Origin of the sequence: Cytobacillus sp. FSL K6-0265 (genome assembly GCF_038003465.1) — a bacterium.
GTDB classification, from domain to species: Bacteria; Bacillota; Bacilli; order Bacillales; family Cytobacillaceae; genus Cytobacillus; species Cytobacillus stercorigallinarum.
Map to the genome: position 1 here is coordinate 3,656,368 of NZ_JBBOPE010000001.1, position 26,071 is coordinate 3,682,438.

General features: G+C 37.4%; 24 protein-coding genes and 2 riboswitches. Of the genes, 2 read left to right on the plus strand and 22 right to left on the minus strand.

Going from position 1 to position 26,071, the window contains the following annotated elements; genetic code table 11:
• Positions 1-2: 2 nt before the first annotated feature.
• The 11 genes from MHH73_RS18515 to MHH73_RS18565 form a co-directional block, all read right to left on the minus strand.
• Positions 3-707, minus strand: a complete 705-nt coding sequence (locus tag MHH73_RS18515) for an ABC transporter ATP-binding protein (RefSeq protein ID WP_191817053.1) — start codon at positions 705-707, stop codon at positions 3-5.
• Positions 700-1,485, minus strand: a complete 786-nt coding sequence (locus tag MHH73_RS18520; RefSeq protein ID WP_341068599.1) for an ABC transporter ATP-binding protein — start codon at positions 1,483-1,485, stop codon at positions 700-702. Before MHH73_RS18520 ends, MHH73_RS18515 begins: the two co-directional genes overlap by 8 nt.
• Before the next feature lies 1 nt (position 1,486).
• The gene (locus MHH73_RS18525; protein WP_341068602.1) at positions 1,487-2,428 is read right to left on the minus strand and encodes a branched-chain amino acid ABC transporter permease; all 942 of its coding nucleotides are present in this window, start codon (positions 2,426-2,428) and stop codon (positions 1,487-1,489) included.
• 4 nt (positions 2,429-2,432) lie between these two features.
• Positions 2,433-3,308, minus strand: a complete 876-nt coding sequence (locus tag MHH73_RS18530) for a branched-chain amino acid ABC transporter permease (protein WP_191817056.1) — start codon at positions 3,306-3,308, stop codon at positions 2,433-2,435.
• 288 nt (positions 3,309-3,596) lie between these two features.
• Positions 3,597-4,784, minus strand: coding sequence for an ABC transporter substrate-binding protein (locus MHH73_RS18535; protein WP_341068605.1), 1,188 nt, complete (start codon positions 4,782-4,784; stop codon positions 3,597-3,599).
• A gap of 457 nt (positions 4,785-5,241) precedes the next feature.
• The gene (locus tag MHH73_RS18540; protein ID WP_341068608.1) at positions 5,242-6,813 is read right to left on the minus strand and encodes a Na+/H+ antiporter NhaC family protein; all 1,572 of its coding nucleotides are present in this window, start codon (positions 6,811-6,813) and stop codon (positions 5,242-5,244) included.
• A gap of 172 nt (positions 6,814-6,985) precedes the next feature.
• Positions 6,986-7,170, minus strand: a riboswitch (Lysine riboswitch).
• 119 nt (positions 7,171-7,289) lie between these two features.
• Positions 7,290-7,592: a YunC family protein gene (locus MHH73_RS18545; protein WP_191817059.1), complete on the minus strand. Its 303-nt coding sequence runs from the start codon at positions 7,590-7,592 to the stop codon at positions 7,290-7,292.
• Positions 7,593-7,653: 61 nt separating this feature from the next.
• Complete coding sequence (locus tag MHH73_RS18550) at positions 7,654-8,499, minus strand: DUF72 domain-containing protein (protein ID WP_341068611.1); 846 nt, start codon at positions 8,497-8,499, stop codon at positions 7,654-7,656.
• Between the two features lie 144 nt (positions 8,500-8,643).
• Positions 8,644-10,629, minus strand: a complete 1,986-nt coding sequence (locus MHH73_RS18555; protein ID WP_191817061.1) for an iron ABC transporter permease — start codon at positions 10,627-10,629, stop codon at positions 8,644-8,646.
• Between the two features lie 4 nt (positions 10,630-10,633).
• Entirely contained in the window at positions 10,634-11,602 is a 969-nt protein-coding gene (locus MHH73_RS18560) for an ABC transporter substrate-binding protein (protein ID WP_191817062.1), read from the minus strand.
• Positions 11,603-11,917: 315 nt separating this feature from the next.
• Positions 11,918-12,064: a lmo0937 family membrane protein gene (locus MHH73_RS18565; RefSeq protein WP_191817063.1), complete on the minus strand. Its 147-nt coding sequence runs from the start codon at positions 12,062-12,064 to the stop codon at positions 11,918-11,920.
• 159 nt (positions 12,065-12,223) lie between these two features.
• Here MHH73_RS18565 and MHH73_RS18570 point away from each other — a divergent pair, with 159 nt between their 5' ends.
• Complete coding sequence (locus tag MHH73_RS18570) at positions 12,224-13,528, plus strand: lysine N(6)-hydroxylase/L-ornithine N(5)-oxygenase family protein (RefSeq protein WP_341068613.1); 1,305 nt, start codon at positions 12,224-12,226, stop codon at positions 13,526-13,528.
• A 48-nt stretch (positions 13,529-13,576) separates the two neighbouring features.
• Here the strand turns inward: MHH73_RS18570 and MHH73_RS18575 are convergent, their stop codons facing one another.
• Positions 13,577-14,374: an SDR family oxidoreductase gene (locus MHH73_RS18575; protein WP_341068614.1), complete on the minus strand. Its 798-nt coding sequence runs from the start codon at positions 14,372-14,374 to the stop codon at positions 13,577-13,579.
• Between the two features lie 117 nt (positions 14,375-14,491).
• On the opposite strand from MHH73_RS18575, the gene MHH73_RS18580 reads away from it, so the two are divergent.
• The gene (locus MHH73_RS18580; protein ID WP_191817066.1) at positions 14,492-15,028 is read left to right on the plus strand and encodes a TetR/AcrR family transcriptional regulator; all 537 of its coding nucleotides are present in this window, start codon (positions 14,492-14,494) and stop codon (positions 15,026-15,028) included.
• Positions 15,029-15,109: 81 nt separating this feature from the next.
• Here the strand turns inward: MHH73_RS18580 and MHH73_RS18585 are convergent, their stop codons facing one another.
• From MHH73_RS18585 to MHH73_RS18630, 10 genes are all read right to left on the minus strand, one after another.
• The gene (locus tag MHH73_RS18585; RefSeq protein WP_341068616.1) at positions 15,110-16,180 is read right to left on the minus strand and encodes an N-acetylmuramoyl-L-alanine amidase; all 1,071 of its coding nucleotides are present in this window, start codon (positions 16,178-16,180) and stop codon (positions 15,110-15,112) included.
• A gap of 524 nt (positions 16,181-16,704) precedes the next feature.
• A complete protein-coding gene (sufB, locus tag MHH73_RS18590; protein ID WP_095371998.1) occupies positions 16,705-18,102 on the minus strand; it encodes a Fe-S cluster assembly protein SufB in 1,398 nt (465 codons plus the stop codon).
• A gap of 69 nt (positions 18,103-18,171) precedes the next feature.
• Positions 18,172-18,615, minus strand: coding sequence for a Fe-S cluster assembly sulfur transfer protein SufU (gene sufU, locus MHH73_RS18595; protein ID WP_191817068.1), 444 nt, complete (start codon positions 18,613-18,615; stop codon positions 18,172-18,174).
• Complete coding sequence (locus MHH73_RS18600) at positions 18,605-19,834, minus strand: cysteine desulfurase (protein WP_341068619.1); 1,230 nt, start codon at positions 19,832-19,834, stop codon at positions 18,605-18,607. Before MHH73_RS18600 ends, sufU begins: the two co-directional genes overlap by 11 nt.
• Positions 19,834-21,144 carry a Fe-S cluster assembly protein SufD gene (sufD, locus tag MHH73_RS18605; protein WP_191817070.1) on the minus strand — a complete coding sequence of 437 codons (1,311 nt, stop codon included), beginning with the start codon at positions 21,142-21,144 and terminating at the stop codon, positions 19,834-19,836. The genes MHH73_RS18600 and sufD overlap by 1 nt, the downstream gene beginning before the upstream one ends.
• Before the next feature lie 17 nt (positions 21,145-21,161).
• Positions 21,162-21,944 (minus strand): Fe-S cluster assembly ATPase SufC, encoded by a 783-nt coding sequence (gene sufC, locus MHH73_RS18610; RefSeq protein ID WP_095371994.1) that lies wholly within the window; start codon positions 21,942-21,944, stop codon positions 21,162-21,164.
• 432 nt (positions 21,945-22,376) lie between these two features.
• A complete protein-coding gene (locus tag MHH73_RS18615) occupies positions 22,377-22,517 on the minus strand; it encodes a hypothetical protein (RefSeq protein ID WP_341068621.1) in 141 nt (46 codons plus the stop codon).
• A 746-nt stretch (positions 22,518-23,263) separates the two neighbouring features.
• Positions 23,264-24,097, minus strand: a complete 834-nt coding sequence (locus tag MHH73_RS18620; protein ID WP_191817072.1) for a MetQ/NlpA family ABC transporter substrate-binding protein — start codon at positions 24,095-24,097, stop codon at positions 23,264-23,266.
• Positions 24,098-24,109: 12 nt separating this feature from the next.
• Positions 24,110-24,778 carry a methionine ABC transporter permease gene (locus MHH73_RS18625; RefSeq protein WP_191817073.1) on the minus strand — a complete coding sequence of 223 codons (669 nt, stop codon included), beginning with the start codon at positions 24,776-24,778 and terminating at the stop codon, positions 24,110-24,112.
• Entirely contained in the window at positions 24,771-25,796 is a 1,026-nt protein-coding gene (locus MHH73_RS18630) for a methionine ABC transporter ATP-binding protein (protein WP_191817074.1), read from the minus strand. Before MHH73_RS18630 ends, MHH73_RS18625 begins: the two co-directional genes overlap by 8 nt.
• Before the next feature lie 109 nt (positions 25,797-25,905).
• Positions 25,906-26,010: riboswitch (SAM riboswitch) on the minus strand.
• Between the last annotated feature and the right edge of the window lie 61 nt (positions 26,011-26,071).

The window sequence follows — 26,071 nt, forward strand, 5'->3', positions numbered from 1 at the left end:
TTTTATCCGCCCAAATAAGCCGTACGGATTTCATCACTTTCACGTAAATCTTTTGCTGATCCGGTAAGCACCACTTTTCCAGTTTCAAGGACATAGCCTCTTTTCGCAATAGAAAGGGCCATATGCGCATTTTGTTCAACAAGCAAAATCGTTGTTCCGTTTGTTTCATTAATTTCTTCTATAATACTGAAGATGGTCTTAACCATAATTGGGGCCAGGCCCATGGATGGTTCATCTAACAATAGCAACCTAGGTCTAGCCATAATGGCTCTGCCCATCGCTAACATTTGTTGTTCTCCGCCTGATAAAGTTCCGGAAAGCTGTCCTTTTCTTTCGAATAATCGCGGGAAAAGTTCATATACTTTTTGGATATCTTTTTGTACTTCTTTATCTTTTCTCACAAAAGCGCCTAGTTCTAAATTTTCTTCTACAGTCATATTTGAGAACACTCGTCTTCCCTCTGGTACATGGGATATCCCAGCCTTTACAATCGTTTGTGCTTGTTTACCAACAATCGATTGATTCTCATATTGAATCACGCCTTGCTTCGGCTTTAATAATCCTGATAACGTTTTTAATAGCGTACTTTTCCCTGCTCCGTTTGCACCAATTAAAGTGACAATCTCACCTTCTAATACCTCTAATGAGACGCCCTTTAATGCATGAATATTTCCATAGTAAACATCGATTCCATCAACCTTAAGCATCCGAAGAAACCTCCTCTCCGAGATAAGCCTCGATCACTTTTGGGTTGCTTCTAATTTCTTCTGGCAATCCTTCGGCAATTAATTGCCCATGGTCAAGTACATATATTCTTTCACATATCCCCATAACTAAATTCATATCGTGTTCGATTAAGAGTATCGTTAGATCAAACTTCTCTCTAATAAAGCGAATGAGCTCCATAAGGTCATGTGTTTCTTGTGGATTCATTCCGGCAGCCGGCTCATCTAATAGCAAAAGTTTTGGTCCAGCCGCTAATGCCCTTGCGATTTCTAATCGCCTTTGTTGCCCATATGGCAAGTTTTTAGCCAATTCACCCTTTACATGTTCAAGCTGAAAAATACGTAATAGTTCTATTGATTTGTCTTCCATTTCTTTTTCCCCATTAAAATGAGAAGGCAACCGCAGAATCGAGCTTAACATCGAATGTTTCGCACGCGAATGATTGGCTACCTTTACATTATCTAACACAGAAAGATCATTGAATAAACGAATGTTTTGAAATGTCCTACTGATTCCTTTCCTTGTCACTTGATAGGGAGGGAGCCCATTTAAACGTACCCCTTCTAAGAAAATATCTCCTTCAGTTGGCACATAGACACCGGTTAATAGGTTGAAGCTGGTCGTTTTCCCTGCTCCGTTCGGGCCAATCAAACCGACCAGTTCCCCTTGGTGAATTTCCAAATCGAATCCTGAAACAGCCTTTAAACCGCCAAAAGAAATACCTGCTTGATTGACTTTTAATAATGGATGTTTCTCCATTTTAACTTCCTCCTTTCACGCTTTTACGTTTAAAGAGGTCCGTAATTTCCTTTGTCCCCAATAAACCTTGCGGACGGTAAAGCATAACTAGAATGAGCACGGCACTATAGATAATCATTCGTGTTTCAGGATAACTTTGTAAAAATGTGGAGACAATTGTTAACAAGATAGCCGAGATAACCGCCCCAGAGAGACTGCCTAATCCCCCTAATACGACAAAAATGAGGATATCAAATGACTTCAAAAACCCAAATTGAACGGGTTGAATAATATAAAAGTTATGGGCGTATAATCCACCTGCGATTCCTGCAAAAAAAGACCCAATAGCAAATGCCGCTACTTTATAATAGGTCGTATTAATGCCCATCGCATCTGCAGCAATTTCATTTTCTCTAATCGAAATACACGCCCGCCCATGCCTTGAATTTGTAAAATTTACAATCACTAATACGGTGATAAATAGGCAAATGAAAGCAGAAGTCCAAGTTGTCATCTTTGTGACCTGCATACCTGCTGCTCCACCTACTGCATCAATATTTAAGAAAATGATGCGGATAATCTCTGCAAATCCTAAAGTTGCAATCGCTAAATAATCACCCCGTAATCTTAAAGACGGAATGCCAACAATTAATCCAGTTAAAGCGGCAACAATCCCACCAATAATAAGGGCAATAGGAAATGGAAGTGAAAGTTTCATCGTCACAATTGCTGAAATATAAGCCCCAACAGCTAAAAAACCAGCATGTCCGATTGAAAATTGTCCAGTAATTCCGATAACTAAATGTAAACTTACAGCCAGAATAATATTAATACATATATAAACAAGTGTATTTACATGATAATTATTAATCATCCCGATATTTGCAGCCATCTGAACTGCAAAGTATACAATAATAGAGAGAATAACAAACAACCAGAAACCTTTAATCTTCTTCGTATTCATCCTTTTACACCTTCTCTCTTGCATTTTTGCCAAAGATACCTGATGGCTTAAATAAAAGGATTAAAATCAGAATGACAAATGCTGCCGCGTCTCTCCATAAAGAGTAACCAAGGCCACTAACAACCGTTTCAACTACTCCTAGCACAAGACCTCCAACCATCGCTCCAGGAATTATTCCGATGCCACCTAGTACAGCTGCAACAAAGGCCTTTACTCCTGGAATCACACCCATTAACGGTTCTATTTTTGTATAATACACGCCAAAGAAAACGCCTGCTGCCCCAGCCAACGAAGAGCCAATAGCAAAAGTAGCTGAAATGGTTGTGTTTACATTAATCCCCATCAACCTTGCCGCATCCATATCATGTGACACAGCGCGCATCGCTTTACCGATTTTTGTTTTATGAACAATAAATTGTAAAACGATCATTAGTACAATAGAAGTGCCTAAAATCATGAGTGATTGACTACTGATTTGTGCACCAAAAATGTTAAATGTTTGATTGCTAATGACTTCAGGATAAGCCTCTGGTTGTGCCCCTCTAAAGTAAATAAATAAGTACTGTATAAATAAAGAAATTCCTATCGCTGTTATGAGAGCAGCAATTCGAGTAGAACCTCTCAACCTTCGATATGCTACACGCTCAATTAACATACCCATTCCTGCACAGACAGCCATTGCAATAATTAAAGCAGGGAAGAACCCTAATCCCCATCCAGCAATAGCATAAAAACCGACAAAAGCCCCAATCATAAATACTTCACCGTGGGCAAAGTTGATCAATTTGATAATTCCATAAACCATTGTATAACCTAAAGCAATTAGTGCATAAATACTTCCTAACGATATCCCATTTACTAACTGTTGAATCCAATCCATGAATCCCCACTCCTCTTCAAATAACCCGAATAGCTTCAGATAGAGAGTGACAGCTAGCGAAAACGCTATGCTGAATATCTCCTTTTAAGGTAATTGACACGCTTATTCTAAAAAAGCTGATGATCTTTGATAATCCACAAACACCGACCGGACAAAGATCATTCACTCTTTTCTTTGTCCCAAGTAACCTTGGACTATAGGTATTGGCAATGGCATCTAAAATTTGCCCTTATCTGATAAAAAAATGGAAGGCCTCTTTCGCTCCTCCCATTTCAATACAGCCTTAATTTAAGGATTTACTTTCGTTTTGAAGACTTGTTCCCCATCCTTATATTCCAATACAGTAGCTGATTTAATTGGGTTATGATCTTCATCGACTGAAATGATACCCGTTACAAGAGTTAAATCTTTCGTCTCAGCTAAGGCATCTTTAATTTTCTTTGCATCACTTGTACTTTTGGCACGCTCCATGGCATCTTTCAACATATATACAGAGTCATAACCTAATGCATTAAAAGCGTCTGGTGATGAGCCATTATATTTTTCCCCGAACTTTGTTACAAAGGATTGGATCGTCTCATCTGGATCACCAGAAGAATAATGGTTTGTAATAAATGTATTATTTAAGGAATCCCCTCCGGCTAATTCAACTAGCTTTGGTGAATCCCAACCGTCAGCCCCCATTAGCGGTACGTCAATACCCATCTCACGGCCTTGTTTGACAATAAGTCCTACTTCTTCATAATAACCGGGGATAAAAATAAATTCTGGATTAGCTGATTTAATTCTTGTAAGTGTGGACCTGAAATCAGTATCCTTTGCCACATACGATTCTTCGGCAACTATTTTCCCACCTGCTGCTTCGAAAGTTTCTTTAAAGGAAGCTGCTAAACCTTTTGCATAATCACTTGCATTATCAGCATAGATAGCTACATTTTTAACTCCTAATTCATTTGCAGCAAAATTCGCTGCGACCGTTCCTTGGAAAGGATCAATAAACGATGTACGGAAGACAAAATCATTTAAGCTTCCATCTTCATTCACTGTGACATTGGGACTCGTACCTGATGGAGAAAGCAATACCGTCTCGGAATTATTAGCCACTTGTGCTTGAGCAACTGTGTTACCACTTGTAGCAGACCCAATAATAGCTACGACATCATCATTTTCCGTTAATTTAATTGCTGCATTTGTTGCTTCTGCTGCATCCGATTTATTATCGACTTTTACGATTTCTATTTCTTTACCGTCAATCCCACCATCTTTATTAATTTCATCCACAGCCAATTCAATTCCTTCGGCAATTCCTTCACCATATGAGGCAACAGCACCAGAGAGTTCTAGGTTGGCACCTATTTTGACAGTATCGCCAGACTCACCACCACCTGCACTATCACTACCACAGCCAGCAAGGAAACCTGCAGCTCCTATAGTAGAAGCTAGAAGAACAGCGGTCATTCTCTTTTTAAAAAACATAAAGATCCCCCTTTTTTGATTATTCCAACAACTAAGGTCATGGTTCAAATCCCCCATATAACCCCCACAAGAAAAGATACCATACAAGAAATAGACTAAAATAACCAAAATAAAATATTTTTCTGATAATTGCTATAAATCTAAAAATAGTATAGTATCATTTTATTCATCTGTCAAAACAATCTTTACGAATAGTATTAATATTTAGAAATCTATCAACCGTTTAGAGCGTTAAAGGTTTTTTCTCTCTTATGTTTTGTTTATAAAACTCTATCATTATATTCAAAAAATAGTTAAAAGTAGATAGATATAATGTAGTTTTTATAATTGTTAATAATTTGGAATTCTATTGGAGGTAAAATAATTTTGCTTATGTAGTGATTTTAGACTTGTAGAATAGAAAAAGAGGAATAAACCGATGAGTTCATTCCTCCTTCCTTTATTTTCAAAAAAGCGATCATATCATCTTTTCGGTTTTTGTACCGAACATTTTAACAACAAATAAAATCCCAACCATCATCACAATCAAAGCAGCTAATGAAATAAGTACACTTCCACTTACACCCAAAATGATATAAGAGATGGCTGCAACAACAGCTGCTGTAAAGGCATAAGGAAACTGCGTAATGACATGATCAATCAAATTACTACCTGCACCTGTGGCGGATAAAATAGATGTATCAGAAATCGGTGAAGCGTGATCTCCGAATACTGCTCCTCCAAGTACAGCTGCCATTGCAGGAATCAACAGGGATATATCCGTTGCTACTGCAATATCACCAGCTATCGGAAGCAGAATGCCAAATGATCCCCAAGATGTACCTGTACTAAAGGCCATAAGTGCCGCAATAATAAATAGGATAACAGGGATAAAGTCATGACTAAGATTCGATTGATTAATTACGCTAGCCAAATATTCCCCTGTACCTATTTGACTAATTAAATCTCCGAGTAACCAGGCAAAGATTAAGATTAATACTGAACCAAACATAGATTTCATCCCAACCCATGTTGCTTTCAAATAAAACTTATTCGTTAGTTTATCGTCTTTTTTTATTACTTGAGCAAATTGTACGTAAGCAACAACTAAACTCAATAATCCTCCGACAATGAGTGACAAGGCCACATCTGTGTTTTCTAATAAGGATACGATTGACAAATTCCCCTCTGCACCACTAATGCCTGTCCATGCCATCATACTCACTGTCCCTATAAATAAAACAATGATTGGCCAAATAAGATGACCTACAGTCCCTTTCGTACTAGTAGGTAGTTCCTCTTGAACCTCGTCTTTCAACTGTTTCTTCTTATCAAATAGAATTCCTTGTTGAATAGCTTGGTTCTCATGTTTCTTCATTGGACCAAAATCAATTTGCCCAACAACGATGATAAATACCATTATAATTGCAGCCCATACATAAAAATTTAACGGAATGATTTGCATGAAGGCAGAGAATGCACTATAATCCGTTATTTCATGAGCCACTAAAATCGAGCCAATTAAGGCAATAATTGATGCTCCCCAACTCGAGATGGGCGAAATCACACATAAGGGTGCGGATGTAGAATCAATCAAATAGGCAAGCTTTACACGTGAAACCTTTTGTCGATCTGTAACAGGGCGAGATACTTGTCCGACTGTTAACGCATTAAAATAATCATCTATAAACAAAATCATACCTAAAACTACGGTTAATAACTGTGCACCCACTCTTGTTTTTACACGCTTCATTGCCCATTCACCAAAAGCACGACTACCACCAGATATTGAAATAAAGGCAGTAATGCTACCAAGAATAAGTAAGAATAATAGAATATAAACATTCCAAGTATTTAACCCTTCATCCGTTATAAAAAGTTCTATGAACGACGAGAAAAATATTTGCAACGTATCTAGCGGTTGATATCCTGCAATTAAGATAGCTGCTGTTAACGCCCCTAAACCAAGGGAGAGAATTACTCTTTTTGTTAGAATAACCAAAAGCATAGCTACCAAAGGTGGCAGCACAGAAATAAATGTACCTGTCATAAAAAAAGACCTCCTATTAGTATAGGAGCTATAGACATGAACGAATGCGTCTCATATCAATTAACGATCAGAGAAAGGTGTCCCCACTTTTCTTTGATCCTTAATTGATAATAAAAAAGAGTAACGATAGAGATTCTATCATTACTCTTCTAGAAGTAACGTTATTCTCCATCACGACTGTAGCTCCCCATTATGGTTAATATACCTCCATAATGACAGTGTTACTCTTATTTAGAGCAACCCCAACAAATAAATATTGACGTACCTATTTGCTTCGGCAAATCTCCCTTTTATCAATGTTCACTGTTGTCATCCTCACATTGATTACTAATGATGATTTGCGCCTCTACCCCATCGGATTGATAAGGCATTATTCAATTGCTATACATTATATCAAAATATAAATATTTATGCAAAACTCTATCAAAACCTTAAATATTCTTAAATTTATTGTTTTGAAGATATAGTAGGATAAACTATACCATTCTTAATAACGCTTCTCTTCCGCTCATCCCTTTTTTTATTCCTAAATCCTCCGCAGCAAAAGTGACTGATTCAAGTGGTGCATCGATTAGCTGCTGAATCGTTTTCACCCCAACTGCTCTTCCAGCAATTACCTTGCGATCTTTTAATTTCTCATTTAATAACGCAACGTCTAATGCACCACACATGATATATCCTTTATCATTTGATACGACTAACAAATTAGTCTTTGGCAGCTCAACGGATACAGTCATAAACGTATGACCATCCAAAATAACAGGCTTTAATTCAACCATGACCGTCCCCCCTTCCCTTTAACAATTTATGTTATAGGTAGAGATTCGGTGTACTCTTTCATTAAAATAAACCGAGTTGTTTTGGAGCTAATCCATCATATTCAATGCCCAATATGTGAAGCATTTCCTTTGCATTATCCGCTGCGTCACCACCAGAATTATTATTAAAAAGCACATAGACCTCCTTCGCCTCTTTTTGTAATTGCTTTAATCGGTCTGCCCATTCCAATAATTCCTGGTTATTATAACGGTATAGATATCGAACTTCACGCCAATTTGGTTGTTTTTTATTTTGCCACCCATGAACATTTCGACCATGAAACCTGACAAGCACAATTGGGTGACCGCAAGTATGCAACGCAATTGGAACAGACCCCTCCCCTGCTTGTGGTTCATCACAAACAGTATGTATCCATTTCTCTTCTTTGATAAAATTTAGAGTACCTTCTATAAACGTTTCTTGATACCAAGACTGATGTCGAAATTCAACTGCACATGGTATTTCTCCCATTTGCTGTTTACACCAACGTAAATATTGGACATTTTCCTTTTTACAATTAAACCAAGGTGGAAATTGAAATAGGACCATCGCTAATTTATTTTCTCTTATATAAGGGGCTAGCGAAGCTTTAAAAGCAGCAAACATTTCTTCCTTTGACTCAAATGGAATCTCACCTCTTTGATGCCCCGTCATCCCTTGATAAGCTTTCACAACAAATTTAAATGAAGCAGGGGTTTCTCTTACCCACTTTTCCCCGTTCCTTTCCGGCTGTACGGCATAAAAGGAAGCATCAACCTCAACTGTTGGAAAATGAGCGCCATATTCTAATAGTTTATCACGGTTAGATACACGCTCCGTATATAGGCTATCATGATCTCCCCATCCAGTAAGACCAATCCTAATCATTCCATCACCTCATCTACCAATCATCTTCATACAGATTATTTTACCTAAAGGATACAACCATAAACAAGAAAACGCGCAAAAATAAGTGAAAAAGAAATAAAAAATAACCCGAACTATTGTTCAGATTATTTTTTATTAAACAGATTAACTCGATTTGATTTTGTTTGTTTTTTTCAATAAATAAAGTAAGTAAGGTGCACCGATTAAAGAAACAATTACTCCTGCTGGTATTTCTTTTGGTGCTAATACTACCCTTCCAAGAAAATCAGCTGAAATAAGTAAAATTCCGCCAATTACTAAGGTTAATGGCAGTAACTGTAGTAGCTTCGGACCTACCAGTTGCCTAGCAATATGAGGAGCCAGTAAACCGATAAATCCAATAGCTCCAACCACCGATACACTTATGCTTGACAACATAACAGCTAATATAATCATAAACATACGCATTTTACTTGTTTTCACACCTAGACCGATGGATAGTTCATCACTCAATGATAAGATTTCGAATGTATTGGCCATATAGAGAATAACCGGAAATAGTAGCAACGATGTTATCATCACTATTACTATATCACTCCAGCTCGTACCATAGGTGCTACCAGCAAGCCATGTCAAAGCTTGTGATGCATGAAGATTAGCACGCACTAATAAAATCTGTATAATAGCAGAACCTACCGCAGAGATAGCGACACCCATTAATAATAGAATCATCGGTTGATAACCGCTCCGCGCACTAATAAACAATACAATGCCCATTGTGACAAGTGCACCAATTAATGCACCAAATGGAATAAGGACAAAGGGGGCTTGTGGAAAAACAATGAGAACCAACATCGCCACTACACTAGCACCTGAAGTTACACCTAAAACAGAAGCATCAGCAAGTGGGTTACGTAAAACAGTCTGCATCATTAAACCGCTAGCCGCCATCATCATGCCAATTCCGAAGCTGACGATCACTCGAGGCAAGCGAAAATCCCAAACGAAGGTATTATACATCAATTCTCTTGGCAATTCTAAAAGACTAGTGAAACTTGTTCCCCCAAACGAAAGGCTAAGCCCTACTAATCCAAGGACGGCGAGAAATATGAGGAAATAAAATCTTTTTACATGCTTAATACGCACTTTCCCCTCTAATGCTCCTCCAGCCGTTCTAGTTTTCCTACTTACCTTTAAGGCTAAATATACTAACCAAGGTGCTCCTATAATGGCCGTCATTGCTCCTACAGGTAACTCGGACATACTCGATATCATACGAACAAAGATGTCAGCACATATGAGTAAGCCTGCACCAACCACTATATTTCCTATTAGCATGGATCGATGCTTTCTAAATCCCATTAGACGCACAATATGTGGAGCCATAATACCAACAAAGCCAATTGGGCCTACTACTGTAACAGAGACAGCAGCTAATATAATTGCAATGCCCCAACCTATTAATTTACTAATCATCACATTTTGTCCTAAGCCTACAGCTACATCTTCCCCCAACAGTAAGGCGTCAAAACGATGACCTATTATAAAGGCAAAAAGAAGAGTAAAAAGAATCCATGGCAAAGCGAATTGAACACCACTCCAATCAAGCTGTAACAATGTTCCCGCTCCCCATAAAAACAACCCGGACACTTCATTTTCATATATCAGCTGCAGGGCACTAGTAAATGAAGAAAACAACATGGTTACTATCAATCCAGTTAATGCGATTCTAATAGGATCCAATGCTCTACCTACTAGAAAACTAACAATTAAAGCTGCTATGATCCCCCCAAGCATCGTCACGAAAAATGGAAAGGCACCCTTTATAGAAGGAAAGAAAATAGAAAAAAGAACAACAAAGAAAAATGCTCCTGCATGAATGCCTAATGTACTTGCACTTGCGAGCGGATTTCTTGTCATTGTTTGTAATAACATCCCTGCTACGGCAAGTGCAGCTCCAACTAAACAACCAATTAAAAACCTCGGCATTCTACTATAAAGGAGAAAATTCAGTTCCTGTTCATTATCCCATACTTCCATCCAAAAGCTGAGTAAACCTGTTGAAGCTTGTCCTTGACTTAAGTGGATGAGGCCAAGAATAATAAACAAGAACACACATGTCGCAAATAATAAAAAGGGTTTAGCTCTCATAACATTACTTCACTAATGTCTCTTCAACATGAGCAACTAAAGTTTCCATTGAAAGAACACTACCAAACGTCCAGACACCTGCTCCTACATCATACATCAAGTCTTTTTCTACAAAGTATAAAGAATTCCAAGCTTTGTTTCCTTCTAAATTACTAAATAACGGATCATCTTTTTGTACAGTATGAAGAAATAAAGCTTCTTCGTACTTAGATACACCCTCTACATTTGTTGTAATAAAACCACTCGGCTGTGGATCTTGGTCCTGGATTTTATTCGTCAATCCTATACCTTCAAGTGTATGGCTCACCGTTGAGTTTTCTGTAAATAATCGAAAGGTCGGTGCTTGATTCGCAGAATAAGCTTGTGTAAAAACAAATTCATTTGTCTTTAATTGAGCTGCAGAAATATTCTCTTTCGCTTCTGCCATTTTTCCCTCTAAATGAGCAACTGCCTCATCAGCCTCTTGCTCTTTACCTACTAGCTTACCTGTCTGTTTTAATGTATGTAACATGTAAGCATATAAGTCTTTTTGAGCTTCATCTGTCGAACTATCAAAAATCACGACAGGAGCTATTTTTTCAAGGTCCGTTTTAAACTGCTCTTGATATTCCATACCAATAATCACATCAGGCTCTAACTTTGCTATTTCCTCAATATTTGGTTCTGTCCTTAAACCAATATCCACAACACTATCATCTAATTTAGCATCAATTGTTACCCACTTATTAAACCCCTCTACATCCGCTACTGCAGCTGGTTGTACACCAACAGCTAATAACTCTTCAGCAACGCTCCATTCAAGAGCAACTACTTTTTCCTGAACTCCCTCAAAGCTGCGTTCACCTGACGCATCTTCAATAACAATGGTTTGATCATTATTATTCTCTTCTCCACTATTACTCACTTCTTCCTTTTGCATACAACCAGTTAAAACAAGAACAAATAAAAGCATAATAAAATATAATTTCTTCATTAATCAAAGCTCCATTTCCAAAAAATTTAATTATCACAGTTATTGCATTTAAAATAAAGAAGATTCCGAAATATTAGCAACTAATCATATTGGAACTTAATTTGTTTTTCCTCTTTTAACAATGATAATCATTCTCATTTTAATGTAAAAAATGAAGTTTGGCAATACACTATTCATTGCAAACGTTTTTTTAATTAAATCATATAAAATCTCGATTATGTCCTGGGTGAACATTCATAAACAAACACAATGAAAACGCCCACCTTCATTGTGGTGGGCGTTCCTTTTTATATTTATTTACCCTCAGATGTCCCGTTAAGGTCTACGTCTTCCAGTGAATAATTGGAATAATAAAACGACAAGTGCGATGACTAATAATAGGTGGACAAGTCCTCCTGCGACATCAAAGCTAAATCCCAAAATCCATAAAATAATTAAAATACCGATAATCGTCCAGAGCATTTTACATTGTCCTTTCTGTTGTTTATTTGTTCGATACTTTTAAATACCCCAGAAAAAAAACACTTAAACCTCTCATCCATTCCCTCTATGTTTAGAATGTTAGAGAGAAAGGAAAATATAGAATAGTTATTTCACCTATTAATGGAAGAAGGGATACTATTGGTTACACCTGTCGTTTATGATTTTATTGGCATTGGCTTAGGGCCTTTCAATTTAAGTCTTGCAGCTTTAACTGATCGAGTCAAAGAGATAGATGGATTATTTTTTGAACAAGAAGAGGCGTTTGTTTGGCACCCGGGTATGCTTATAGAAGGCACTGATTTACAGACACCCTTTTTAGCTGATTTGGTAACATTTGCCGATCCAACCAGTCCATATACATTTATCAATTATCTACATAGTAATGAGCGCTTATATGCGTTCTACTTTCTCAACCAATTCACCATACCGCGCAAAGAATATAGTGACTATTGTAATTGGGTAGCCCATCAATTATCACATTGTTATTTCAATCACCGCGTAACAAATGTGACAGAAACAGAGGATCATCTTTATCAAGTAACCGTAGAGAATCTACTAAAAAAAGAAGTAGCCAACTATTTAACAAAAAATCTCATTATCGGAACTGGCAGTATACCAATGGTTCCAAAGGGATTAGATGGAGATTGGATAAACAATGATATTAGTCACTCAAGTGAGTATTTGTTTCATGAGGAGCAATTGAAAAGTGGTCACTCTGTCACTGTGATCGGTTCTGGTCAAAGTGCATCTGAGATTTTTTACGACTTATTGATGGATCAGAAATACCATGATTATGAACTAACCTGGTTTACAAGATCATCAGGCATTTTCCAAAAAGAAGATGCCAAATTAGGGAAAGAATTTTTCTCACCTGAATATATTCATTATTTCCATCAACTTGATTTTGACAATCGTCTAGAAGCATTGGATTCTTTAAATCAACTGCGAAATGGAATCGACCCCGAAACTTTAAAGAAAATTTATAATCTGCTTTACCATCGCTCTATCAGTGGGGAAAAGCTCAATGTAACCATTCAACCCTTAACAGAAGCGAATAAAATAGAGAAAATAGAGAATACGTACCATCTACATTGTCAACAATGGCAGCAGAAGAAAAAATTCATTCACCAAACGGAAAAGGTTGTCTTAGCAACTGGTTATAAACCTGCCCTACCGAATTGGTTATCGCAATTTGCCAATGAAATCATTTGGGAAGACAATAAACGATTTAAAGTAACGGAAAATTATCAAATTGACTTTAAGAAAAAGAAAACAAATCAAATCTATACCTTAACTAATATTGAACATTCACATGGGGCTAGCGCAACAAATCTAGGACTATCTGTTTTCAGAAATCAAAAAATCATCAATTCAATTGCTGGAAAAGAAATCTATCCAGAACCAACAAAAACGGTTTTTCAACAATTTTCACCGAAACACTAGACAATAAAGACCCTGCTTGATGAGAATCCAATCAGCAGGGTTTCTTCTTTATTTGAGATTAGCGACAGTGCCTCCATCGACTCTTAAATCTGTTCCAGTAATATAGCTTGCAGCATCACTTACTAAAAACGCCACAGCTGAAGCAATTTCCGTAGGTTCACCTTCACGTTGCAATGGTGTCTTTTCTAGTAACACCTTCATTTGCTCAGATTGACTAGCTTCCTGTCTACCCATTGGTGTATTAATCGTACCAGGAGAAACAGAAACAATGCGCGCTCCTTTCTGTCCCCACTTCCATGCTTGGTCTTCTACAATTAATAAAACCCCTAATTTCGAAAGGCTATAGGCAGTACCAGCATTTGCTTGATTGAAAGGCTCCATCTTCTCGTGCAGATCTTTAGCCAACGGCGTCTTAAGTATCTCTGTATATGGGCCTTCTTTTGGCACCATATGTCCACTCATTGAGGAAATACAGACGGCAACTGTCCCTCTTTGTGCGATCTCATAGAAAGCATCTAAAATGATACCCGTTCCTTTTAAATTAACATCAAGAATTCTTTCCGCATCAGCCATTGTCGGTGATAATCCCGCTGTATTAATGATCGATTTTAATTCACCTAATGAATCAGCTTTCTGCACCAATGCTTGGACATTTTCTTGATCTGTTATATCTACTGTTTGATAATGTACATGAGCCATTCCTTTGTCATTTAACTCTCGTTGGGTCTGTTGTAATCTCTCTTCATTCACATCAGCTAGCAAAAAGATATCTTCCTTGTTTAGCGCTTCTGCAATCGCTTTTCCCATACCACCTGTACCACCAGTTATTACATGAACATTTGTCACTTAAGTTCCCCTCCGTTATACTTCAAATTACGACTCACTATAATTGTAAAAAAGAAAGCCAATACAAACAAACGACATTTTCACTCTAAATGTCCAATTTAAGGAGTTGAGGAAACAATGCTACAAAATCCATCTGCGAAAACGTATATCATCACAGCACTACTTGAACTTTTACAGCAAAGGACATTCTCTTCTATTACAGTAAAAGAGATAGTAAAAAGAGCAGGCATTAGTCGCTCTACCTTCTATGTCTATTATTATGATAAATTTGATTTACTTGAGCAACTCTCAAAGGACATCATCATCGAATTCATAGCATTTTATCAACAAGCTAAAAAAAAGCACAATCCCCATTTACAGGTAGAACAAACAACCAAGGATATATGTAATCATGTCTTTTCTTATCAATCTTTCTATAAAGAACAGTTAAAAAACCCACAATTCATTCACCAATTATCACGAGAACTATCTGCAACATTAATGCATGTCTATAACCATAAAAGTTACGCCTCCTTTTCTAGCTATGGCACAGTGGGCTTTCTGGCTGAATGGGTATATGACTCTTTTCAAATGAGCCCTGAGGAAGCTGCTATAGAATTAAGAAAAATAGGGACTACAGATTGGTCGGCTTCACATACAGAAATGAATAAATGACTAACTTTATAGAAAGCAATAATAAAAAAAAAGCAAGGTGTATATTTCATCTTTACAGTACCCTTGCTTTTTTATGTTCATTTATTTAACAAAGGTTCCTGCATTTAGTCGGCGTTGCATTTCTTTTACGACGAGAGATGGACGACTTAATACACCATCGACAACCGTCCCCAAATATATTTGTAACGCTCGTATTGTATGAGGACCCATTAAACCATCAGGATTTGCACCAATCAGTCGTTGTAATGCTATTATCACATTACTTCCTTGTTTTCCATTAGCAAAGTGAATCGTTCCATCATAGAAGGCATTCGTTACACTATTTTTCGGCTGATTACTGATGATACCATCAACAGGAGTACCCAATGCTTTTTGTAGTGCTCTCGTTGTTGATTTCCCCCATTTTCCGTCTACGTTCAGATTTGCTTTTGTTGATGGTTTCTTCGAGACTCCTTTTTTGATTTTTTCTAATAAAGCAATGTTTTGCGCCGCCGTACCTTGATAATTATTCATACCATATTGCTTTGCTAATTTTGCTCGGTTCTTGAAAGATGAGTCTATTCCTTGTGCGTTTAGATAGTCGACAATACTATTTCCACTCTGAACCGGTTTCGGTTGAGTAGGACTAGGCTGAGGGGACCCAAAGTTTTCCTCTACCTGCACTCCATCTACTTTATTCAAAAAATCCTCCCATGTAATGCCCTTATAACCCGCGCGCAATTGTGCGGGACAATTTTTTCCTGACCAATCATGATGCTGTTTAATTCGACTCCGATCCAACCCATACTTGTCCATTAACATTTTAACTAATGCTGCGCCATTATTGATTGTCTGTTCATAGTCACCATCGGCATTGATGCACATCTCAATATGAATCGACGCCGTATTCCCAGGCCCTCGCCCATCTCCTGCTGCCCAGCACATCACATCATCTTCAAATGATTGGATCGCTATCCGGTCATCGACTTGGTAATGCCAACTAGCTTGTCTTGAATTTAAGTTCGACTGTAAATTAGCATGCATCTGCGCATTTGCTCCGATTCCCATATTACCTGTTTGATGTGGTGTAATATATTGAATTTTATTACCTTTACCATAAGAGCGTTGATTAACTACTTCCTGAGATACAAGTTGCTTTATCACATTAACCATACATAACCCTCTCCTTTCTATAATATATAAGTAAAAAGGACTGCCCGTGTGGACAGCCCTTCATAAAAAATACATATAGAAAGCCTATTTTTTCTATAGAATGGAAGAGTGAAAAGATATAATGATCAATTTACTGATCTGAGTATAATAGATGCATTTGCTACTTTATTGTTTCAACCTTGTTGTTAGTACAAATGCATTTTGCTCCCCAAAATATAGCGTAGCAACCTAAGACATGATTGACATTCAAAATTATGACAATAACGAACGACTTGCTAAGGTTTTTGGGTGGGAAATTCCTTGCATGCCTCTCTCTCTGTAGACAAATATGAAGAAGTAGCATGACTGATCAAACCATATATAACCTCTGACCTCTGACTTAACTCAAAAAAAGAAGAAGACGAACTAAAAAAGTTCGCCTCATACACTAAAATAAACGAGAAAAAAACTGTATCTGCCCGAAATCGGCACGAATAATTTTCACTCCAAACAAAAAACCCTTATATAATAAGGGTTTTAAGCATTTATCCAATTGAACCTTCCATCTCAAACTTGATCAAACGGTTCATTTCAACAGCATATTCCATTGGAAGTTCTTTTGTAAATGGTTCGATGAAGCCCATGACAATCATTTCTGTTGCCTCTTCTTCAGAAATACCTCTGCTCATTAGATAAAATAATTGTTCTTCAGATACTTTAGATACCTTCGCTTCGTGCTCTAATGAAATATTGTCATTCATGATTTCATTGTAAGGGATCGTATCAGAAGTTGATTGATTATCCATAATTAATGTATCACATTCAATATTTGAACGTGCACCAGTTGCTTTACGTCCAAATTGAACAATTCCGCGGTAAGTTACTTTACCACCTTGTTTAGCAATTGATTTAGAAACAATTGTTGAAGATGTATTCGGTGCTAAGTGTAGCATTTTCGCACCTGCATCTTGGTGTTGTCCTTTACCTGCTAATGCGATGGACAATGTCATACCACGTGCGCCTTCACCTTTAAGGATAACGGCTGGATATTTCATTGTTAGTTTAGATCCGATGTTACCATCAATCCATTCCATTGTTGCATTTTCTTCACAAACTGCGCGTTTTGTAACGAGGTTAAACACGTTATTTGCCCAGTTTTGAATCGTTGTATAACGGCAATATGCGCCTTTTTTGATGATAATTTCAACTACGGCACTATGCAGTGAATTGGTTGTATAAACAGGTGCAGTACAACCTTCAACATAATGTACATGTGCGCCTTCATCTACAATGATTAACGTACGCTCAAACTGACCCATATTCTCAGAGTTAATACGGAAGTAAGCTTGTAATGGTGTATCTACTTTAATTCCTTTAGGAACGTAGATGAATGAACCACCAGACCAAACTGCTGAGTTTAATGCAGCGAATTTATTATCTGTTGGTGGGATTACTTTTGCCCAGTGCTCACGGAAAATATCTTCGTTTTCACGTAGTGCAGAATCTGTATCTTTAAAGACGATCCCTTTTGACTCAAGATCCTCTTGCATATTATGGTAAACTACCTCAGATTCGTATTGAGCAGAAACCCCTGCAAGATATTTTTGCTCCGCTTCTGGAATACCTAACTTATCAAAAGTTTGTTTGATTTCTTCAGGAACCTCATCCCAAGAACGCTCAGTTTTCTCAGATGGTTTTACATAATACGTAATCTCATCAAAGTTAAGTGCTGATAGATCGCCACCCCATTGAGGCATTGGCATATTGTAGAAGTGCTCTAAAGATTTCAATCGGAAGTCAAGCATCCATTGAGGCTCTTCCTTCATTTTAGAAATCTCTTGCACGATTTCTTTTGTTAAACCGCGTTTTGACCGGAAAATGGAAATGTCCTTATCGGCAAATCCATACTTGTAATCGCCGATTTCAGGTGCTTTTTTTGCCATTTCGTCTTCCTCCATTCTTATGGTTAGAAAAAACCTTCACCATGATTTATTTTAACGTCACAATTATGACTACTTAGCTGTATCTTCCTCGTTCATTCCCTTTTCCATTGCCTTCCACGCTAGTGTCGCACACTTAATACGGGCCGGAAATTGGGAAACACCTTGAAGTGCTTCAATATCACCCAAATCGATATCATCGTCATAATCTTTCCCAAGCATCATTTCAGAAAAAATATGAGATAGCTTTACTGCTTCTTCCTTTGTTTTTCCCTTAATTGCCTGTGTCATCATAGATGCCGATGACATTGAGATAGAACAGCCTTCACCTTCAAATTTGGCATCAGCGACTTTCCCATCTTCGAGCTTTAATGTTAACTGAATTCTATCTCCACAAGTCGGATTATTCATATTAACTGTTAAGCTATCATCTTCAAGTACGCCTTTGTTTCGAGGGTTCTTGTAATGATCCATAATCACTTGGCGATAGAGGGTATCTAAGTTATTAAAAGACATCGCTGAAATACTCCTTCGTTTTAATAAGCCCTGCTGTAAGCTTATCAATATCTTCTTCTGTGTTATATAAATAGAAGCTTGCTCTAGCTGTTGCTGATTGCTTCAACCATTTCATTAACGGTTGTGCACAATGATGCCCCGCTCTAATAGCGATTCCTTCAGCATCTAATACCGTTGCCACATCATGCGGGTGAACATCATCTAAATTAAATGTAACAATCCCTGCACGATTTGCTGCTGTTTTTGGGCCGAAAATTTTCATGCCTTCAACTTCAGAAAGTCTCTCTAAAGCATAAGCAGCAAGCTTGTGTTCATGAGCTTCAATTTGGTCTAGACCGATTTCTTCTAAGAAATCAATCGCTGCACCTAGTCCAATCGCTCCAGCAATGATTGGAGTGCCACCTTCAAACTTCCACGGAAGTTCTTTCCATGTAGATTCATATAAGCCAACAAAATCAATCATTTCTCCACCAAATTCAACTGGCTCCATGTTTTCTAAAAGTTGTTTCTTTCCATATAGAACACCAATACCAGTAGGTCCACACATTTTATGTCCTGAGAAAGCAAGAAAATCACAATCTAGATCTTGCACATCAATTTTTAAATGAGGTGCCCCTTGTGCAGCATCAACAACCATTACAGCTCCATGCTGATGAGCAATCTTGGCAATATCTTTAATAGGATTGATTACACCCAATACATTAGATACAAGTGTAACAGAAACAATTTTCGTTTGGTCTGTAATTGTAGCGGAAACATCACTCAAAGCAATTGTTCCATCTTCTTGTAATGGTAAATATTTTAATGTTGCACCAGTTTCCTTAGCCACTTGTTGCCAAGGAATAATATTACTATGGTGCTCCATGTAGGAGATCACAATTTCATCTCCTTCTGACAGATTCGCTTTCGCATAGCTTGCAGCCACTGTGTTTATACTAGTCGTTGTCCCTCTAGTAAAGATGATTTCTTCAGTGGATTTTGCTTGAATAAACTTGCGGACTTTTTCTCTGGCGCCTTCATAGCCGTCAGTAGCCCTTGTACCTAAAGTGTGTACACCTCTATGAACATTTGAATTATCGTAATGATAATATTTTTGTACCGCCTCAATCACTTGAATTGGTTTTTGTGATGTAGCACCGCTATCTAAATACACTAATGGATGGCCATTGACTTCTTGATTTAGTATAGGAAATAGCTCGCGAATCTCTTTTGCATTCATTATTGAACTTTCCCTTCAATCACAGCTGTTAATTGCTTTTTAACCCCTTCGATAGGAAGCGCATTAACTACTGGCGCAAGGAAGCCATGAATAACAAGGCGTTCTGCTTCTTTTTGTGAAATACCCCGACTCATCAAATAATATAATTGTAACGGATCGACACGACCAACAGAAGCTGCGTGACCGGCTGTTACATCATCTTCATCAATCAATAAAATTGGGTTGGCATCTCCACGTGCTTTTTCACTTAGCATTAATACACGAGATTCTTGTTCTGCATTCGCCTTTGTCGCACCGTGCTCAATTTTACCGATTCCATTAAAGATGGAAGTAGCTGCATCCTTCATTACACCATGTTTTAAGATGTAACCTTCAGATGCTTTACCAAAGTGTACGATGTTTGTTGTAAAGTTTTGCGTTTGTTTCCCGCGACCTACAACGACTGTTTTCATATCTCCGTATGAACCATCACCGATTAAATTCGTTTTATTATCAGATACTGTATCGCCATCATTCATTAAGCCCAATGCCCATTCAATACGTGCATCTCTGCCAGCAACTCCACGACGATTCACATAAACAGTAGTTCCAGCAGATAAAGTGTCTACCGCTCCATAAGTTACTTTCGCATTTGTATTAGCAACAACTTCTGAAATGATGTTAAAGATGCCTTTGCTTTCTTCCATTGTTGAAATGTAGTTTTCTACATAAGTTACAGAACTATTATCTTCAGCAACCAATAATACATGATTGAATAGGTTTGCCTCTTGATCGTCATGAATAAATACAGAGTGTAATGGCTCTGTGATTTCAACATTTTTAGGAATATAGACAAATGCGCCACCATTCATCAATGCAGCATGTAAAGCTGTTAACTTATGTTCGTCAACCTTTACCCCATCTGTCATATAATATTTTTGTAATAGATCTCCGTGCTCTCTAGCAGCAGTAAAGATGTCAGTGAAAATAACACCTTGATCAAGAACTGTCTTTGATAAAGAGATATATGCCGGACGGTTATTACGCTGTATATATAAATTTTGGTCAGCTGATTCTAAATTGATTAAGCTTCTTACTTCTTCTGGCAAGTCTGTTAATGAAGAGTAATCTTCACTCCCCACGATATGCTTATCAAATTGAGTGAAATTCCATTTTGAAATATTTGTTTTATCAGGCTTAGGCATTGGAAGATCTTCAGCTTTCTCCAGTGCGTTTACACGGAGTTCTGTCATCCATGCAGGCTCGCCCATATCTTTTGAAAAAGAATGTACGTATTCTTTATCAAATGGTAACTTTATTTCTGTTGACATAGTGATCCTCCTAACTCTTACGCTTCTTGCTCAACTGATTCGTCTTCGATACCTAATTCTTTTTTAATCCAGTCATAACCTTCAGCTTCTAGTCTTTGTGCTAATTCTGGTCCACCAGACTTTACAACACGACCTTGCATCATTACATGCACGTGATCAGGTGTGATGTAGTTTAATAGACGTTGGTAGTGAGTAATAATTAAGCAACCAAATTCCTCACCGCGCATTTCGTTAATCCCTTTAGAAACGACTTTCAATGCATCGATATCTAATCCAGAATCAATTTCATCAAGGATCGCAATCTTAGGCTCAATCATCATCATTTGTAGGATTTCATTACGCTTTTTCTCCCCACCAGAGAAGCCTTCGTTTAAGTAACGTTGGGCCATATCTGTATCCATTTCAAGATACTCCATGTTTTTATCCATTTTACGAATGAATTTCATTAGAGAAATCTCTTCGCCTTCTTCGCGACGGCTATTAATTGCTGAACGTAGAAAATCGGCATTAGTTACGCCACTGATTTCACTTGGGTACTGCATTGCAAGGAATAGACCTGCACGCGCGCGTTCATCTACTTCCATTTCTAGTACATCTTCACCGTCTAAAATAATACTTCCTTTTGTTACTTCATATTTCGGATGTCCCATAATTGCGGAAGATAATGTTGATTTACCTGTTCCGTTAGGACCCATAATTGCGTGGATTTCTCCACCCTTTATCTCAAGGTTAACACCTTTTAAAATCTCTTTTCCTTCAATTTCAACATGAAGGTCTTTAATTGTTAATGTAGATGCCATGTTTATACCTCCGTAATAAAAAAGATTTGCCCTGTTAAGTCAAATCTCATTTCTAGTTTAATTCTCACTTTATTCTCATTACAATCTTATAACAAATTAAATGTGATATCAACTCTTTGCACATATTAGACGATATTTCCACTATGTATATGTTGTAAACCTATCACCCTACATTATTCTACACTAAATTTAGTGAAAAAAACTCATTTTTCTTCTATTTATATATCACTTGTTGGTATATTCTTCTCTACTTGCATTTATGTCCAAATTAAAATCATCATAATCATCTTGTTTACAAGCAAAAGAGAAGTCAGATTCCCGATATATATATATATATAAGGTTTCACGCTTCCTAATCATTGACGAAATTAAACCTCATGTCACTTTATTATATACAAAAAGAGCCGTCTATCTGACAGCTCCTCTCTTTATTTAAGCATGTGCTTTACGTTCGATATCGGCAACAATTCTTTGACTTTTTAAGTAATCTCTTTCACGCTGTTTTTCTACGCGCATCCTTACATCCTGACTTTGGCAATACGTTTCATATCCTACTCCGTATGCTCCGTGCATGGCTTTTTCCATTTCGCTCGTGTAATTCAGCTGTAGCTGACTAATAATGAATCAATCCTTTCAAATTTTCGCCGTTTAAAGCGTTATAATGATTACAATAAAAATACTACACTATAAGCGTACCCCACTCAAACACGATAAAACATGAAAATACGCTTTTTTTCTGAATTTACCGTGATTCGTTTTATCCACCTCCTTTATTCATAAATTAATGGGTCATTCCTTACAAATATTCACCTTTACTCATACACAAGTTAGAAATGATTATTTTGTCTGCGCAAAATACCTCTAATCAACAGTTCAGGCCACCTTTGTGAGATTAAGCAATATACAGAGAATTATTATCTTCTTATACGAGCTAATAGACTTTGTTCTGGTATCTCTGGTTTTTTTACTCTTGATGCACGTGCAAATCCATTTTGTTCCGCTATCTTTAGGTTTTTCACTCTTGATGTACGAGCAATTCACTTTTGTTCCGCTACCTTTGGCATTTTCACTCTCGATGTACGAACAATCCCTATTTATTTAGCTATTTTTCGTAAACCTTGATGTTCGCGCAAACCCGATCATGGGGGAAAAGCTTGTAAACTTGATTATTTGTCTTAATACAAATTATCCACACTACTTGTTTCTCCAATAGCCATTAACCTTTATTTGAATCAATTGACTCAGTGCAATGTATTTTTTCCATTACCTTACTAAAAAAAGAAGCCTACAACTATGTAGACTTCTTCGATAAATATCGATTATTCAGTTACAGGTACAACTGCACCTTCATATTGTTCTTCAATGAAACTTTGGATTTCTTCAGAGTGTAATACTTCTAGTAATGCTTTTATTTCTTCTTTGTCTTCATCCCCAGCTTTAACTGCGATAACATTCACATATGGAGAATCACTTTCTTCAAGTGCAATTGCATCTTCTACTGGATTTAAGCCAGCATCAATCGCATAGTTAGAGTTAATAAGAACGGCGTCACCTTCACCATTATTATATATTTGTGGAAGAAGTGCTGCTTCATACTCCGTATCAAACTTTATATTTTTCGTATTTTCCTCAATATCATCAATTGTCGCTGTTGTTTTATCGACATCAGCTTTTAGTGTAATCAAACCTTCCTTTTCTAACATAGTCAAAATACGACCATGGTCAGGAACAGAGCTGCTCATAATAATGGTTGCTCCTTCTGGAAGATCATCTAAGCTATCATATTCTTGTGAATAAACACCAATTGGTTCAATATGAACGCCACCAGCATTCACAAAATCATAACCGTTTTCTGCCATTTGCGATTCTAAATAAGGGATGTGTTGGAAGTAGTTCGCATCAATATCGCCACCCTCTAACGCTTGGTTCGGTACAATATAATCTTGGAACGTTGTGATATCCAACTCAATTCCTTTTTCTTCTAATAATGGTTTTGCTTCATTTAGGATTTCAGCATGCGGTACATTAGATGCCCCAATTTTTAATGTTTTTGTTCCTTCATCAGATCCTTCGTTACCTTCATCTGAAGAACCACAAGCAGCAATAAATAAAGTAACAGCCGCAATCATTAAAACAGATAACCATTTTTTCATTTTTTAGCTCTCCTATCGTTTGTCTAGTTTGGAAGTAATCAAATCACCAATCATTTGGATGATAAACACGATAATTAAAATGATAATCGTTGCAATCCATACAACGTCATATCTACTTCTTTGGAAACCTTCTAAGTAGGCAAGGTTCCCTAATCCACCTGCACCTATGACACCTGCCATCGCCGTATATCCGACTAGCGCAATCGCTGTAACAGTAATCCCCGAAACAAGCGCTGGCATAGATTCAGGAATGAGTACTTTCCATATAATCGTACTTGTTTTGGCACCCATCGATTTAGAGGCTTCAATGACTCCTTTATCAATCTCACGTAAGCCAATTTCGACCATTCTTGCATAGAAAGGTGCTGCACCAATTATGAGTGCTGGCAAGGCTGCATTTTCTCCAATCATTGTTCCTAATATCATTTTTGTGAAAGGGATGAGTAACACAATTAAGATTAAGAACGGAATGGATCGAAAGACATTGACGAATGCCGCAATGATCTTATTAACAAACTGATTTTGCCATATATTACCTTTAGAAGTTAAGAACAAGAGTAGTCCAAGAATAATTCCTAAAATAAATGTGGCTACAACAGAAATACTTGTCATATATAAAGTTTCTTTTGTTGCTTCCCACATTCTTTCCCAATCCACATTTGGTAGCCATTCATTAAGCATGGGAAATCACCTCCACGCCAACCTTCTGCGAATGAATATATTCAATCGCGCGGGTAACCTCATCCGACTCTCCATCTATATGAATAAATAAGGTACCGTAAGAGCCACTTTGTGTTTGGGATATCTTTCCTTGTAATACATTCACTGTTACATTGTAGTGGCGAATTAAGTTTGTGATTAACGGTTGTTCCGCTGATCCACCTACAAAACCAAGTTGAACAATTTGACCATTTGGATAAGCATTTAGTAAATGTGTAATCGTTTCCTTCGTTTCTTCCGGTTCGGTCACTTGTTGAACAAATCGCTTCGTAATAGGTTCTTTTGGCTTTTGGAACACATCTAGCACTTCGCCAATTTCAACAATTCTTCCACCTTCCATGACAGCCACACGGTGGCAAATCTTGCGAATGACATGCATTTCATGCGTAATTAACACAATAGTTAACCCTAAACGTTCATTAATATCAACAAGTAAGTCGAGAATACTATCAGTTGTTTGCGGATCTAGAGCACTTGTCGCCTCATCACATAACAGTACTTTAGGATTATTGGCAAGTGCTCTAGCAATGCCTACTCGCTGTTTTTGTCCACCACTTAATTGTGAAGGATAGGCATCCTCTCGACCATCTAGACCGACCAATTTAATTAGCTCATTCACTCTCTCTAGTCGCTCTTTCTTAGGTACACCAGCAATTTCTAATGGAAACGCAATGTTTTCTCTTACTGTTCGTGACCACAATAAATTAAAATGTTGAAAAATCATGCTGATTTCTTGTCTAGCCTTTCTTAAGCTAGCACCTTTTATGCGAGAAACTTCATTCCCTGCTACAGATACAACGCCTTCAGTCGGGATTTCAAGACCATTTAACATACGGATCAATGTACTTTTACCGGCACCACTGTATCCGATTACACCGAATATTTCACCCTCGTTAATTTCGAGGTTAACATTGTCTACTGCATTTACTTTCCCATTTTTCGTTGAGAAAATCTTTTTTACATCTTTAATTGAAATCATCTTTCTTCACCTCTTCAATCCAGAAAACAAACACATTGATAGCCTATCCATAGTTTTAAAAAAAGCCTTTCTGCTTGTGAGCAGAAAGGCTTGTTATGAAAATTCCTTTCTCTCATCTTTCAAAGCTACAGCTTTGAGTGAATTGGCACCATTTCAATTAAATGACGGTTGCCGGGCTTCAAAGGGCACTTCCCTCCACCTCTCTAAATAAGAGCAATCTATGAATATATTGAATTTTTTGTGTACCTGTGTAATAGTATCATGTCATTGAAGAA

Excerpts from the sequence above, each read along its gene's own strand:
- MHH73_RS18515 (WP_191817053.1), bottom strand. The coding sequence starts at position 707 with ATGCTTAAGGTTGATGGAATCGATGTTTACTATGGAAATATTCATGCA.
- MHH73_RS18520 (WP_341068599.1), bottom strand. The coding sequence starts at position 1,485 with ATGGAGAAACATCCATTATTAAAAGTCAATCAAGCAGGTATTTCTTTT.
- MHH73_RS18525 (WP_341068602.1), bottom strand. The coding sequence starts at position 2,428 with ATGAATACGAAGAAGATTAAAGGTTTCTGGTTGTTTGTTATTCTCTCT.
- MHH73_RS18530 (WP_191817056.1), bottom strand. The coding sequence starts at position 3,308 with ATGGATTGGATTCAACAGTTAGTAAATGGGATATCGTTAGGAAGTATT.
- MHH73_RS18535 (WP_341068605.1), bottom strand. The coding sequence starts at position 4,784 with ATGTTTTTTAAAAAGAGAATGACCGCTGTTCTTCTAGCTTCTACTATA.
- MHH73_RS18540 (WP_341068608.1), bottom strand. The coding sequence starts at position 6,813 with ATGACAGGTACATTTATTTCTGTGCTGCCACCTTTGGTAGCTATGCTT.
- MHH73_RS18545 (WP_191817059.1), bottom strand. The coding sequence starts at position 7,592 with ATGGTTGAATTAAAGCCTGTTATTTTGGATGGTCATACGTTTATGACT.
- MHH73_RS18550 (WP_341068611.1), bottom strand. The coding sequence starts at position 8,499 with ATGATTAGGATTGGTCTTACTGGATGGGGAGATCATGATAGCCTATAT.
- MHH73_RS18555 (WP_191817061.1), bottom strand. The coding sequence starts at position 10,629 with ATGAGAGCTAAACCCTTTTTATTATTTGCGACATGTGTGTTCTTGTTT.
- MHH73_RS18560 (WP_191817062.1), bottom strand. The coding sequence starts at position 11,602 with ATGAAGAAATTATATTTTATTATGCTTTTATTTGTTCTTGTTTTAACT.
- MHH73_RS18565 (WP_191817063.1), bottom strand. The coding sequence starts at position 12,064 with ATGCTCTGGACGATTATCGGTATTTTAATTATTTTATGGATTTTGGGA.
- MHH73_RS18580 (WP_191817066.1), top strand. The coding sequence starts at position 14,492 with ATGCTACAAAATCCATCTGCGAAAACGTATATCATCACAGCACTACTT.
- MHH73_RS18585 (WP_341068616.1), bottom strand. The coding sequence starts at position 16,180 with ATGGTTAATGTGATAAAGCAACTTGTATCTCAGGAAGTAGTTAATCAA.
- sufB (WP_095371998.1), bottom strand. The coding sequence starts at position 18,102 with ATGGCAAAAAAAGCACCTGAAATCGGCGATTACAAGTATGGATTTGCC.
- sufU (WP_191817068.1), bottom strand. The coding sequence starts at position 18,615 with ATGTCTTTTAATAACTTAGATACCCTCTATCGCCAAGTGATTATGGAT.
- MHH73_RS18600 (WP_341068619.1), bottom strand. The coding sequence starts at position 19,834 with ATGAATGCAAAAGAGATTCGCGAGCTATTTCCTATACTAAATCAAGAA.
- sufD (WP_191817070.1), bottom strand. The coding sequence starts at position 21,144 with ATGTCAACAGAAATAAAGTTACCATTTGATAAAGAATACGTACATTCT.
- sufC (WP_095371994.1), bottom strand. The coding sequence starts at position 21,944 with ATGGCATCTACATTAACAATTAAAGACCTTCATGTTGAAATTGAAGGA.
- MHH73_RS18615 (WP_341068621.1), bottom strand. The coding sequence starts at position 22,517 with ATGCACGGAGCATACGGAGTAGGATATGAAACGTATTGCCAAAGTCAG.
- MHH73_RS18620 (WP_191817072.1), bottom strand. The coding sequence starts at position 24,097 with ATGAAAAAATGGTTATCTGTTTTAATGATTGCGGCTGTTACTTTATTT.
- MHH73_RS18625 (WP_191817073.1), bottom strand. The coding sequence starts at position 24,778 with ATGCTTAATGAATGGCTACCAAATGTGGATTGGGAAAGAATGTGGGAA.
- MHH73_RS18630 (WP_191817074.1), bottom strand. The coding sequence starts at position 25,796 with ATGATTTCAATTAAAGATGTAAAAAAGATTTTCTCAACGAAAAATGGG.